Consider the following 12,909-nt stretch of genomic DNA (forward strand, 5'->3'; position numbering starts at 1 on the left):
AGAAGCAAGGAAAACTTCCCCCGAATGACCCAGGCCCTTCTGATCATCGACGTGCAGAATGCGATCGTCTCCGGAAAAGCATCACCGGAGCGGCAGCCTCGGATTGATGCCGCACTCGACGAGACCGTCGCGCGGCTGGCCACGCTGCAAGAAAAAGCCAGGCAGGCGGGCGCGCCGGTCGTGCTGATCCAACATGACGGCGATAGCGGCCATCGACTGGCCGTCGGCACGCCGGGGTGGGCGCTGCGCCAGGAGATTGCCCCGGAACCAGGCGAGGTCGTCGTGCGCAAGAAAAGCGCCGACTCCTTCTTCGAGACAGACCTTGCCGAACGCCTGGACGAACGCTCAGTCACCCATCTCGTCATCGGCGGCTGCATGTCGCAATTCTGCGTCGACACGACGGTCAGGCGCGCCGTGTCACTCGGATATGACGTGACGCTGATAGCCGACGGTCACACGACGGGCGATACGGCGACCCTCACCTTCTCCGAGATTGTCGCCCACCACAATGAAACGCTCGACGGTTTCGACGCCGGCAAGGCGATCGTCGATATCCGTCCCGCCGCCGACATTCACTTTTCATAAGGCTCCGGGAGCAACAGCCGACATCAAATCGGAAGCAGGCGATCGCTCCTCAACTTGACGATCAGCGCCTCGACGACCTCCGGCACATCCCTTACAGCCGTATCGACAATGATCGGCCTTTGCCCCCAATCGTCATATTCTCGCTCGACGGTTTCCTGCCACGTCGGTTTCACCAGACCTTCCACATCCGTTTTCCGCGTCTCGGCCCGGCGGCGGTGCTCGATCTTGTCGGAACAGATCACTTCCACTTCGACCGCGATCACACCGGACCGCGCCGCGACCGCCAGCCAGGCGCCGCGGGTTATGTCAAGCGGATTGACCGAGTCGGCAATCACCACGCGGCCGAGGGTGAGATTGTCCTCGGCAACCCCATAGGCGACGACATACCCTGCCGGACCGACGTCTCCTACAGGGTCACCACCCGACACTCTGATCGCCTGCTCGATCGTGTCCACCCGCACGTATACGGCCCCCAGCCGTTTCGCGAGCGCGCGGGCAACAGTCGTTTTCCCGCTACCCGGCAAACCGCCAAAGATAATCAGCATGGCTTCTCACCCATTGTTCAATAAATGCATGTCAGGCAAGGGGATACGACAGTTTTAGCCGTGGAGGCCGGCAGCGGTTTGCCGACCAGATTTACTGCTAATGTCTTCTATTGTGCATTACCGGCTGCAGCCGCGGCAAGATCCTTAGCGGTCCAAGCCTGGATGGCCTGATTGAATATACGTTCCCCATCGGCACCCTTCTCAAGCGTCAGCAGTGCTCGTTTGCCGTTCTGATAGAAAATCGGCAAATCGATCCATTGGCGTTCAAGCAGTTCAAGGTTCCTGGCACGAGCTTCAGGCAGATCATTGAGCGCCAGCATGTAAAGATTGTCTGTGACCTTGGCGGGCACGGCAATCAATGCCTCGCCGCGATCGCTCTCCGTCGCCTTCATTGACATGCGCTGAAGACTGTAAATTCCGCCTCCCTTAAATCCTGGCGCAATCTGAAACGACAATTCGATGAGGTGGCTTGCGGAAACGGAGGGATCTGCATTCCGTTCCAGTGTCAGCACTGCAGTGAGGCGACGCGTCGGCACAGCAATGTGCGCTTGGACAACAGGATCGGAGCGCCCGTTGGCGTCGGTGCGCATATCGATTGACCAAGTAACAGAACCGGGAACAGTCGTCGGCTGTGCCATCTCCGGTTTCTCTTCATACAGAAACATTTGAGGAACCAGCGAACGCGGGACGGAGCGACCTGCAAAGACGGAAAAAGTTGAGAAAACAAGCACACATATGCCAACGACCAAAACCATTGCCGAACGCATCATAGAAATCCCACCCCTCGCAGCATAACGCTGTCTCCTACTGTATAATCTCTTAAATCGGAATTATGCAGCAATTCAAAGGGCTGCGGAAAATCCGTGAACAGCGGCAGGGGCGTGCCGCCCGCGCCTTTGTCAAAAGCCACGACGGTGAGACAAAATGAATCAGCTGTGGATTGGGCTTTTTTATTGCCGCCTGTCCTTCATTTCGTCACAAACTTTCTCGATCCGCTTGCGTTTAGCCAACGGCTGACCCGACCTTCCAACGCCCGACCTTCCAACGCCCGACCTTTCAATGACAGAGACAGTAACATCGATGACCAAGACGACCTCCCGGCTCCTTGCCACCGCGCTCTCTTCCGCCGTTCTGCTGGGCGCGTTCACCCTGGCCGAGGCCGGCCAGGCAAGCTTCGTCGTCGATGTGCAGTCCGGTCAGGTTCTCGAAGCCTCCAATCAGGACGATCTGAACTATCCGGCGTCGCTGACCAAGATGATGACGCTCTACCTCGCCTTCGAGGCCCTGCATGAGGGACGCCTCAACTGGGACCAGAAGCTGACCATGTCGGAAAATGCCGAGAGCAAGGAGCCGTTCAAGCTCGCCGTCGGCGCCGGCCGCCAGGTGACGCTGCGCGAAGCGGTCGAAAGCATCGTCGTCTTGTCCGCCAACGACTCGGCCGTGGCGATCGCCGAACAGCTCGGCGGCTCCGAACAGGCTTTTGCCAAAGCGATGACCGACAAGGCGCGCCAGCTCGGCATGACGAATACGGTCTTCAGGAACCCCTCAGGCCTTCCCGATCCCGAGCAGGTCACCTCGGCACGAGATATGGCGACCCTCGGCATTTCGCTGATGCGGGACTTTCCCGAGGAGTTCAAGCTCTTCTCCATGCGCGGCTTCCAGTTCCGCGGCATGAAGCTGCGCGGTCACAACAACCTCATGTATCGTTATGACGGCGTCGACGGCATCAAGACCGGCTATACCGATGCATCGGGCTATAATGTCGTGACATCGGCGCTGAAGGACGGTCGCCGCGTTGTCGGCGTCGTCATGGGCGAAAAGACAGCGAGCCTGCGCGACGACAAGATGGCCGGCCTGCTGGACAGCACGCTGCCGTCGTCCTCGACCGCCACGGCCTCCACGATGCCAGGCAAACAGCCCGGAGCGACGATGACGGATGCGCAGCCGACGAAATAGGCTGCTGTCCGAGAACGGTTCAGCTTTTGACAGAAGCGCAGAACCGCCCTCGTTTTTGTTTCTACGCAATTCCGGACGGAAAACCGCTTTGCACTTTTCCTGGCATTGCTCCAGCTATCTGAAGGCCACTTCCAGGTGCTGCCGGTCCTGAGCGATCACCCGGCAATTCGTTTCGAATCCTTCTCCCTTAATGGCAAGAATGAACTCGGAAGGAATGCCGGCCGAACTGGAAACCGAAATACCGGCGCTTTCCGAGCCGATGGATTTGACGGTGCAGTCGATGGTCGAGCGTCGATCGTTGAACAGGATCGATCCCGCCTTCAGCACTCGCCGCCGCGCGCCGATAGCGTGATCGGCGTGGATGGAACTCCATGACACACAACGATTTCGTCCCGCATGTTTGGCCTGGTACATCGCGGCATCCGCCTGAGCCAACAGCGTCTCGATCTCCTTGCTGACGATCGAGAGCGCCGACGTTCCGAAGCTCGCCGTGACATTCAAGGAGCCGTGATCGCCGCGAATGGGCTGCGCGGCGATGGCGGCTCTGAGCTTTTCGGCGACGGCGAAAGCCCCTTCCCGGTCGACATGCGGCAGGATGACGGCAAATTCCTCGCCTCCGATACGCCCGAACAGATCGCCGGCGCGAAGGGTCGCCTTGCAAATCGAGGCAACCGCCTTGAGAACCGCATCTCCCGCGGCATGCCCATAGGTATCGTTCACCTTCTTGAAATGGTCGATATCGAAGGCGATGCAGGACAGATCATGCTGATGCCGCAAAGCGAGCGAAATCAGCTGATCGGCTTCCTGCTTGAAAGCGCGCCGCGTCATCGCCTCGGTCAGGCTGTCGGTGGCGGCCGACTGCACGAGTTCGATGCGGTCCATCGCCGCCCCCGCCAGCTCCTGAAGAATATCGAGATCTCTGCTGCCGAACGATCTCGGCCGGCGGTCGATCGCGCAGACCGTTCCGATCATATGCCCGGCCTTCGTTCGCAACGGAACGCCGGCATAAAAGCGGATATGGTCCTCGCCGGTCACCGCAGAATGTTTTGAAAAGCGCGCGTCCTTGGTCGCATCCTGCACGATAACGGGCTCGTCGCAGTCCACCACGCAGCGGCAGAACGTGTCGTCGAGCGACACTTCGTCGGCGGCGAGGCCGGAGCAGGCCTTGTACCATTGCCGGTGCGCATCGATCAGGGAGACGATGCCTATGTCGATGGAAAAGATCTGCTTTATCAGGCGGACGATCCGCTCAAATCCTTCGTCCCGCGGCGTGTCGAGAAGATCAAGCTGCTGCAGCGCAGCCAGTCGGTCGTTATCGCGCTGGATCGCCTCAGACGACGACTTTCCGAATACTCGTGCGACCCCCATGCAAGCATGCCTCCTGACAGCGATAACATGATGCGTTCCACAAATTCATGAAGAAATTGAATACGATGGCAGCCCTGCCGCCATGGGGCCGCATATTTTTCGAAATCGGCAACCCTCGATGTCGACGCGGCGATCGCCAAACGCCATCTCAGATTGAACGAAGCGTCCAGTTGACGATCTCGGAGACAACCGTGGAGAAGGCGCGGTCCAGACCCTTCACGAAGCCAGCGTTATCGCCGCCGGCCGGCGCCACGGCACGGAACACCTTCTGGGCGCGCACCGAGCCGTTGCGGTCGTTGAGGATCTTGGCGGAGATTTCGACCACCGCCTGGTTGCCGTTCGAAGCGTCGATCTCGAAGGAGCGAATATCGGTGACGACCTGATAGTCGATCGCCAGTCCCTGCCCCGGTATGCCGACGCCACCGAGTTTGCCGGAGTTCTCGAAGGCTTCGACCAGCTTCGACTGCACCATGCGCGGCAGCTTGTCGCCCCATTGCGCCCGAGAGAGATACTGAATTTCCGATGGCGAAACGCGGATGACGATCTGCTCGCTGCCGACCGCATTCAGCGCCGTTGGCGAAGCGATCAGGATCTGGCGAGATTTGGCCGCGGGTCCGTCACCGTCAACGGCAGCGGATAGATCATAGGTATCGTTCTTGGCCGCGGTGCCGCACCCCGAAAGGATCAGCGCCGTCAGCGGCAGCGCGATCACCGTTCCCCTGATCCATGAACGGCGCGACAACAGATGCGATGCGACCATATTAGGCTACCCCTGACTTCCCAGTTAACGCCGCGTCCGGCCGTCATATTGCTTGACCGTGTCCCCGCCGAAGATCAGGCGTTGCGGATTGCGGTCGAAGTTGGTGATCGTGTCGTTCAGATTGTTGACGGTTCCCCGCATGTCGTTGACGAGCGTCTGCACGTCGCGCAAACCGCCGCTTGAGAATTTCTGCAGATTGTCGGCGATCGGCCCGATGCGCGCATTCAGGTTGTCGGCGACCTTCTTGAAGGATTCCAGCGTATCGCGCGCCTCGGTAAACAGCGATTGCGTGTTGTCGGTTCCCAGCAAGGCATCGACTTTGATGAGAATGCCGTCGATCCGGGTCGAGGCCGAATTCAGCTTGTTGGCAAGCTGCGAGACGTCCTGGATGGTCTGGTCGATATCTTTCTGACGCCCCGAAACCGTATTGGCGACGTCGCGGATCGAGGCAACGGCGGCACGCGCATCCTTGGTCGCCTGCGCGATGTCGTCGACCGAGCCCTTCACCTTGGCGGGGTCGATCTGGGCGACAAGCGTGTCGACGCGGTCGAGCGTCGCCTGTGCCTGTTTGCCGAAATCGTTGAAGGTGGTGGCCGTCTGGTCGAACTTCTGGATCGCCCCCTTAAGGTCGCCCGAGGCATCGGCGACATTGGCGGTGATCTTGTCGGCGTTGGAAACGATGTTGTCGATCTTCTTCGCGTCAACCGCTTTGACCAGCGATTCCACAGCTTGAAGCGTCGAATCGACACGACCGGAGACCGCCTTCACCGTATTGGAAAGCTCACCCACGCTCTGCAGGAAGGCGTCGATATTGCCGGAATTCTTGGCAAGCGCATCCGAGAACGTCTCGGCATTCTTGAACGTCTGGGTCAGGGGCGCGCGTGAATCCTCGATGAAACCCTGAAGTTCACCGACCGCGTCGTTGGCGCGATCGAGGATCTTGTCGGCTGTCGCCAGAAGATTGGTGACGCTCGATTGATCGGCGACGATGACGGCGCGTTTGCCGTTGTCGATCGCATGCTGGAGGATGCTTTCCTCGCCCTTGCGGCCGCCCGACAGTTCGATATAGGCGGCCCCCGTGAGGCCCTGGATTTCAAGAGCGGCCTTGGTCGACGGATAGATCGGCGCATCGGTGCGCACCTGGGTGAACGCCAGTGAATATTGCGGATCGTCGGCATCGATCGACAGGGTCTGCACCGAGCCGATCTGAATGCCGTTGAAGCGCACCGGCGAGCCGACGCTGAGGCCGTTGGCCGAACCCGGAATACGCACGATCAGCTCGGTCATCGGGCCGCCGCGGCCATATTCGGCCATCCAGTAGACGAAGCCGAAGGCCGCCGCGATCACCAGCACCGTGAAAAAACCGACAATCGTGTAATTGGCTTTGGTTTCCATTTATCCGATCACTTCCCGCTGCCGCCGTGCCGCGCGCCATCATCCTGCGGCACGATCGCCCGCGCCCGTTTACCCTTGAAATAGGCCTGCACCCAGGGATCGTCATAGGCCAGCATGTCGTCGATCGTGCCTTCAACCATTACCTGTTTCTTTCCGAGCACGGCAATACGGTCGCAGACCGAAAACAGGCTGTCGAGGTCATGCGTCACCATATACACGGTCAGTCCCAGACTATCGCGCAGGTTGGCGATCAGCTCGTCGAATTCGGCAGCGCCGATCGGGTCGAGACCCGAGGTCGGCTCATCCAGGAAGACGAGTTCGGGATCGAGTGCCAGCGCCCGGGCAAGGGCGGCGCGCTTGATCATGCCGCCGGACAGTTCGGACGGGTATTTGTCGGCGGCATCGGCCGCGAGCCCGACCATGCGGATTTTCAGATGCGCCAGTTCGTCCATCAGCGAGCGCGGCAGGTCGAGATATTCGCGCATCGGCACCTGGATGTTTTCCTTGACCGTCAGCGACGAAAACAGCGCGCCCTGCTGAAACAGCACGCCGAGCCGCATGTCGAGCGCGTTGCGCTGCGGCTCGTCGAGTTCGTCGAAATCCTGGCCGAGGATCTTGATCGTGCCGGAACGGCGCGGCAGCAGCCGGAGCACGGTGCGCATCAGCACCGATTTGCCGGTGCCCGACGCGCCGACGAAGCCGAGGATCTCGCCGCGATAGATATTGAGGTTGAGATTGTCGAGCACCACTTTGGAGCCGAAGGCGACGGTAACGTCGCGCGCCGAGAGCACGATGTCCCTCTCGTTCTTGTCGTCCCTGTCTTCCGTATCGATCGGTTTTTCCACGCGATTCGCCATGCTAGAAGTCGATCGCTGCATAGAACATCGCAAAAAGCCCGTCCATCAGGATGACCACGAAAATCGCCTTTACCACCGCGGCCGTCACATGCTGGCCGAGCGATTCCGCGCTGCCGCCGACCTTGAGCCCTTCGACGGCGGCGACGATGCCGATGACCAGCGCCATGAACGGCGCCTTGATCATGCCGGAGAGCACCGTCGACAGCGTGACCGCCTCGTGCAGGCGCGACAGGAAGTTGGCGAAGGTGATGCCGGAATAACCCCAGGCGACGGCGGCCGCACCGGCAAGCGAGGCGAAATTCGCCAGCACCGTCAACAGCGGCAACGCGATGGTCAGCGCCACCAGCCGCGGGAAGATCAGCACGCCGATCGGGTTCAGCCCCATCACCTTCAGCGCGTCGATTTCCTCGCGCATCTTCATCGAGCCGATTTCAGCGGTGATCGCGCTGCCCGAACGGCCGGCGATCATGATCGAGGTCAACAGCACGCCGATTTCGCGCAATTGCAGGATGCCGACGAGATCGACGACGAAGACCTCGGCGCCGAAGTAGCGCAGCTGGAAGGCGCCCTGCTGGGCAATGATCGCCCCGATCAGAAACGACATCAGAAGGATGATTGGAACGGCGCGAACGCCCATGTGGTCGATCTGGTTGACGATCGAGGCCGGTGAAACGCCGCTGCCGCGGCCGAACTTCATCTGCGCGCCGCGCACCGCCGAGCCGAGGATATACATGGCGGCGGCGAAATTGTCCCAGATGTCGTAGGTCATCCTGCCGATCGGCGCGAGGATGCGCGCGGCAAGCGAGACCTTCTCTTTCAGCTCCGGCTCCGGTTTGGCCGGCTCCTCGGAAAACATCTCCAGCATTTCATCGATATGCGGATTGGTGCCTTCGAAGCGGACGGTTCGGCCGGCGGCCTCCTCTTCCTTCTTCAGCCGGCACAGAAGCCAGATCCCGGCGGTATCGATATCGGTAATGTCGGAGAGATCGACCGTCAGGTCGCCGGCCTTCTGGTGCAACAGCTTCTCGAAGTCGCGCAGCACGAAATGCACATAGGCGCTGCGCCAGTTGCCTTTAAGACGCACATGCTGCCCCGAACCACCGGATTGGTCGTCCACGTCAAGTGAGGCAACGTTGCGATTCTCGGCGTTCAAGATACTTATGTCTTTCAAGGCTTAAGGGCGACATCGCCGACTCGGCGGATCCTTCGCCGCCCGGCGCGTCAATATACAGAAGCAACGTGCGATTTCCATGCTCACAGGACAGCAATAATGCCGCGCACCCTCAATATCCAGATGAATTCCTTTCCGATTGCCGGAGCCTTTACCATCTCGCGCGGCGCCAAGACCGAGGCCGAGGTGATTACCTGCACGCTTGCCGAAGACGGTGTGCGGGGGCTTGGCGAATGCGTGCCCTATCGCCGCTACGGCGAGACCATGGAGAGCGTGTTCGCCCAGATCGAAGCCGCGCGTCCGCTGGTCGAGGCCGGGATCTCGCGCCGCGACCTGTTGTCGGCGATGCCGCCGGGCGCTGCCCGCAATGCCGTCGATTGCGCCCTTTGGGACCTCGAGGCCAAACGAACGGGTGAAACCGTTGCGGCCCGCCTCGGCCTTGCCGATTTGAAGCCGCTCACCACCGCCTATACCATTTCGCTCGGTGAACCGGAGGTGATGGCCGCAAAGGCGCGCGAACATGCCGGTCGCGCGCTGCTCAAGGTCAAGGTCGGCACCGGCAACGATGAAAGCCGCATCCGCGCCGTCTGCGCCGCCGCGCCCGATGCAACAATCATCCTCGATGCCAATGAGGGCTGGCCGGAAGCGGTGCTGGAACGTCATCTCGATATCGCGGCGCAAGCCGGTGTGGCTCTCGTCGAGCAGCCGCTGCCGGCCGGCCGCGACGCACTGCTTGCCGAAATCCGCCGCCCGCTCCTCGTCTGCGCCGACGAAAGTGTCCACCATACCGGCGATCTTGCAAGCATTGCCGACCGCTATGACGCGATCAACATCAAGCTCGACAAGACCGGCGGCCTGACGGAAGCCCTGGCGATGAAGGCGGAAGCCGAGCGGCTTGGTTTCAGCATCATGATCGGCTGCATGGTCGGCACCTCGCTTGCCATGGCGCCGGCGGTGCTGCTCGCCCAGAATGCCGATTTCGTCGATCTCGACGGCCCGCTGCTGCTTGCCCGCGACCGCGAACCCGGCTTGCGCTACGCCGCCTCCCTGGTCTTTCCGCCCGAAAGCACGCTCTGGGGCTGAAGGTAGTAGGCCGAGATGACCAGACCGAGGCCGGAGAATGCGACCAGCGCCATGACGTAATAGCTGACGACGCCGAGCCAGGCATAGAGATAACCCGACGCCAGCGTCATCAGCGCCATCGCCATGCCGACATAGAAGAAGTAGGCGCCTTGCGCCGAGGATTCCTGCGTCTCCTGCACCGTCGCCATGATCCGCCGCTGCACGCCGGTATGAACGAAGGCATAAGTGAAGCCATGGAAACACTGCAGCAGGAAAAACCCGGCAAAACCCGCATTCATGGGAAACAGGATCCAGCGGCAGACGCTGACGGCACAGCCGAAGCGGATCAGCGTCCAGGCGTCGAAGCGCCGGTTGAGACGCTTCGACAGGAAGAACACCGTCACTTCGGAAGCAACGCCGGCGCTCCAGAGCAGGCCGACCTCCGTGCCGGAAAAGCCGAGATGATGCCAGTAGATCGACGAAAACGCGTTGAGCACCGCATGGCTCGACTGCTGGATGGCGACACCGATCAACAGCAGCAGCAAATGCGGCTCGCGCAGTCCGCTGCCGGTGGCGGCCGGAATGTTGATCGGCTGACCGCGCCGCCGCGTCGGCCCGATGCGCGGACAGAAGATCGCCATGACAACGGTCATGGCAAAGCCGAACACCATGACGTCGAGCACCAATCCACCGCCCCAACGGCTGATCAGCTGGCCACCGACCAGTGTCGAGACGATGAAGGCAATCGAGCCCCAGACGCGCATCGACCCGTAATCGAGCCCCCAGCGGCGCACGCCCGAAATGACGATCGATTCGACGACGGGCACATAGGGCGCGAAGGTGGCGCCCTGCAGCGCATAGACGATCGTCACCGGCCAGAAGCTCGTGGTCCAGAAAAGCGCGATCGCCGTCAGCAGCGACAGGCTGCCTGACCAGAGCAGCACGTCGGCGCGCTCCTTCAGACGGTCGGCGATCATCGCAACGACGGGCGCCACCAGCACGCGCACCACCATCGGTATGGCAAGGATGATGCCGATCTCGTGGTCGCTGAAGCTGTGGGTCGCGAGCCAGACCGGAAAGAACGGCAGAACGATGCCGTTGACGAGCAGCGGTGCGCAATAGGAAAGCGCGCTGAGCAGCCGGAAGCGCGGCGGCGCTCCCTCACCCGGGGAATGTTGAGCGGGAATCATTGGTGGACCTGAAGGAAACTGGTCGTTGTCCTAACACACCACCCAGGAGGCGACTATTGCGAGAAATAGCCACACTGAAACGTTTTAGAAAATAAATAGGGCCTGTCGCCTGACGGTAACGGCTAAATCACTGGGAGCGCGAACGCAGATGCGCCGGCGCCAAAATCAAGCCGCCCTAAATCAGGCGGCTGTAAAATTATGCGGCCCTAAAATCATGCCGCTTGCGGGGCCAGTTCGCCTTCGTCGTGCATTTCAATGGCGGCAAGCGCCGGCACGCTGCTGGCGAGCGCCCGCCAGGTGATCAGTTCGAAAGTGCCATCCTCATGCTCGGCAACAGCCGTGCAGCTTTCCACCCAATCGCCCGTATTGATGTAGCGGATGCCGTCCATGTCCTGGATGATGGCATGATGGATGTGTCCGCAGATGACGCCGTCGGCACCGTTTTTGCGGGCTTCCTCCGCCACGACACGCTCGAACTCGCCGATGAAGTTGACGGCATGTTTGACCTGCAGCTTCGCCCAGGCCGAAAACGACCAGTAGGGCATGCCGAGACGGCGGCGCACGGCCGCCAGCAGGAGGTTGATGCGGATCGCCGTATCGTAGGCCCAGTCGCCGAGATAGGCGAGCAGACGGGCGTTGCGGACGACGACGTCGAATTCGTCGCCGTGCAGGATCAGATATTTCTTGCCGTCGGCGCCGTCATGCATCATCCGCTCGACCACCTCGATGCCGCCGAAATGCATGCCCGGGAAGTCGCGCAGAAATTCGTCGTGATTGCCGGGAATATAGACGACGCGCGTGCCCTTGCGCGCCTTGCGCAACAGCTTCTGGACGACGTCGTTGCAGACCTGCGGCCAGTACCAGCTGCGCTTCAGGCGCCAGCCGTCGACGATGTCGCCGACAAGCACGATCGTATCGGCCTCGTGGTGGCGCAGGAAATCCAGGAGGAAATCAGCCTTCGCGGCCTTCGAGCCGAGATGGACATCGGAAATGAAGAGCGTGCGGAAATGTCTGGGTTCCATCATGTCTATCACGAGCTGTCGCTCATGCCCCATCTTTCATCTAGCCTTCCAAAACCAGACTCGTGTTTCAGGAAGATGACAAGTTGGGGAAAAGCCCCGCAAAGCCGGTGTTACGCAGGCAGGTTGCGTGCCCTGGCTGCACCCTCGCGGCAATATTGCTCTCTCCATCAAGCGCGTTCATGATGACGGCGATTCCATATCCGACAATGCGGGATGGCTGATGCGTCTCTTTCTCGTTCGCCACGGCGAATCTCTCGGCAACCTCAACGAACAGGCCTATCGCCAATTCGGCGATCACAACGTGCCGCTGACTGAGTGGGGCCATCGCCAGGCGGTGGAAGCCGGCAGCGCCATCGCCTCCTATTTGAAGGCATTGCCGGGTGCGGATTTCGGCAAGCTGCAGATCTGGTACTCGCCATTCCTCAGGACGCGACAGAGCAAGGATGCCTTGCTCACAGCCTTGCCGGAAAGCTTCGTCGGCGAGATCCGGGAGGATTACCTGCTGCGCGAGCAGGATTTCGGTCTTTTCACCGAAATCTATGACCACGCCGAACAGAAGCAGAAATTTCCCGAAGAATTCGAAAAATGGGCGAGGCTGCGCAGCAACAGCGGCAAGTTCTACGCCCGGCCGCCGGACGGCGAGAGCCGGGCGGATGTAGCCCAGCGCGTGCGCCTCTTCCTCCAGACCGTCATGCGCGACGCCGAAAACAGCAGCCACAACGTGGTGATCGTCGGCCATGGCGTCACCAACCGGGCCGTCGAAATGAATTTTCTGCACCGCCCCGTCGAGTGGTTCGAGCGTTCCGACAACCCGGGAAATGCCGATATCACCCTGATCGAGGGGACTCGCCTGCAAGGATACGCGTCGATCCTGCTGCACCAGGCCGCCGACCGGCAGCCCGGACAGGAAAATGAACTGCGCGACGCCTATGGCGCCGACGTGACGATCACGCCAAAACCTGGCGGGTAGGTCTCCGGCGGATCACGCGAGGCAACCC

At 60.9% G+C, this 12,909-nt stretch carries 13 protein-coding genes; 4 read left to right on the forward strand and 9 right to left on the reverse strand.

Translation table 11 applies throughout. The features are described 5' to 3' along the window. Positions 1 to 24 precede the first annotated feature (24 nt). Positions 25 to 585: a cysteine hydrolase family protein gene (locus CO657_RS09925; protein WP_054183017.1), complete on the forward strand. Its 561-nt coding sequence runs from the start codon at positions 25 to 27 to the stop codon at positions 583 to 585. 23 nt (positions 586 to 608) lie between these two features. On the opposite strand, the gene CO657_RS09930 is transcribed toward CO657_RS09925, so the two are convergent. Both CO657_RS09930 and CO657_RS09935 read right to left on the reverse strand, forming a co-directional pair. After that, a complete protein-coding gene (locus tag CO657_RS09930; protein ID WP_054183016.1) occupies positions 609 to 1,130 on the reverse strand; it encodes a P-loop nucleotide/nucleoside kinase family protein in 522 nt (173 codons plus the stop codon). Between the two features lie 107 nt (positions 1,131 to 1,237). After that, the gene (locus CO657_RS09935) at positions 1,238 to 1,900 is read right to left on the reverse strand and encodes a hypothetical protein (RefSeq protein ID WP_003594395.1); all 663 of its coding nucleotides are present in this window, start codon (positions 1,898 to 1,900) and stop codon (positions 1,238 to 1,240) included. A gap of 310 nt (positions 1,901 to 2,210) precedes the next feature. Between CO657_RS09935 and CO657_RS09940 the strand changes: the two genes are divergently transcribed. Then, positions 2,211 to 3,086 carry a D-alanyl-D-alanine carboxypeptidase family protein gene (locus CO657_RS09940; RefSeq protein ID WP_054183015.1) on the forward strand — a complete coding sequence of 292 codons (876 nt, stop codon included), beginning with the start codon at positions 2,211 to 2,213 and terminating at the stop codon, positions 3,084 to 3,086. 114 nt (positions 3,087 to 3,200) lie between these two features. Here CO657_RS09940 and CO657_RS09945 read toward each other — a convergent pair whose 3' ends face one another. The 5 genes from CO657_RS09945 to CO657_RS09965 all read right to left on the reverse strand — a co-directional run bounded on the left by CO657_RS09945 (position 3,201) and on the right by CO657_RS09965 (position 8,637). Then, positions 3,201 to 4,454, reverse strand: coding sequence for a sensor domain-containing diguanylate cyclase (locus tag CO657_RS09945; RefSeq protein WP_012557841.1), 1,254 nt, complete (start codon positions 4,452 to 4,454; stop codon positions 3,201 to 3,203). 148 nt (positions 4,455 to 4,602) lie between these two features. Then, positions 4,603 to 5,214, reverse strand: coding sequence for an ABC-type transport auxiliary lipoprotein family protein (locus CO657_RS09950; RefSeq protein WP_003586171.1), 612 nt, complete (start codon positions 5,212 to 5,214; stop codon positions 4,603 to 4,605). 24 nt (positions 5,215 to 5,238) lie between these two features. After that, complete coding sequence (locus tag CO657_RS09955; protein WP_012557842.1) at positions 5,239 to 6,609, reverse strand: MlaD family protein; 1,371 nt, start codon at positions 6,607 to 6,609, stop codon at positions 5,239 to 5,241. Between the two features lie 8 nt (positions 6,610 to 6,617). After that, a complete protein-coding gene (locus CO657_RS09960; protein WP_012557843.1) occupies positions 6,618 to 7,466 on the reverse strand; it encodes an ABC transporter ATP-binding protein in 849 nt (282 codons plus the stop codon). A gap of 1 nt (position 7,467) precedes the next feature. After that, complete coding sequence (locus tag CO657_RS09965; RefSeq protein WP_174293571.1) at positions 7,468 to 8,637, reverse strand: ABC transporter permease; 1,170 nt, start codon at positions 8,635 to 8,637, stop codon at positions 7,468 to 7,470. A 99-nt stretch (positions 8,638 to 8,736) separates the two neighbouring features. Here CO657_RS09965 and dgcA point away from each other — a divergent pair, with 99 nt between their 5' ends. Continuing rightward, positions 8,737 to 9,720 carry an N-acetyl-D-Glu racemase DgcA gene (gene dgcA, locus CO657_RS09970; protein ID WP_012557845.1) on the forward strand — a complete coding sequence of 328 codons (984 nt, stop codon included), beginning with the start codon at positions 8,737 to 8,739 and terminating at the stop codon, positions 9,718 to 9,720. Here the strand turns inward: dgcA and CO657_RS09975 are convergent. Both CO657_RS09975 and CO657_RS09980 read right to left on the reverse strand, forming a co-directional pair. Then, positions 9,672 to 10,889 carry an MFS transporter gene (locus CO657_RS09975; RefSeq protein ID WP_012557846.1) on the reverse strand — a complete coding sequence of 406 codons (1,218 nt, stop codon included), beginning with the start codon at positions 10,887 to 10,889 and terminating at the stop codon, positions 9,672 to 9,674. The two genes, dgcA and CO657_RS09975, sit on opposite strands and share 49 nt — an antisense overlap. Before the next feature lie 212 nt (positions 10,890 to 11,101). Further along, positions 11,102 to 11,944 (reverse strand): UDP-2,3-diacylglucosamine diphosphatase, encoded by an 843-nt coding sequence (locus CO657_RS09980; protein WP_003586159.1) that lies wholly within the window; start codon positions 11,942 to 11,944, stop codon positions 11,102 to 11,104. A gap of 187 nt (positions 11,945 to 12,131) precedes the next feature. Here CO657_RS09980 and CO657_RS09985 point away from each other — a divergent pair, with 187 nt between their 5' ends. Further along, the gene (locus CO657_RS09985; RefSeq protein ID WP_012557847.1) at positions 12,132 to 12,881 is read left to right on the forward strand and encodes a histidine phosphatase family protein; all 750 of its coding nucleotides are present in this window, start codon (positions 12,132 to 12,134) and stop codon (positions 12,879 to 12,881) included. Positions 12,882 to 12,909 lie beyond the last annotated feature (28 nt).

Source organism: Rhizobium acidisoli (assembly GCF_002531755.2).
GTDB lineage: Bacteria > Pseudomonadota > Alphaproteobacteria > Rhizobiales > Rhizobiaceae > Rhizobium > Rhizobium acidisoli.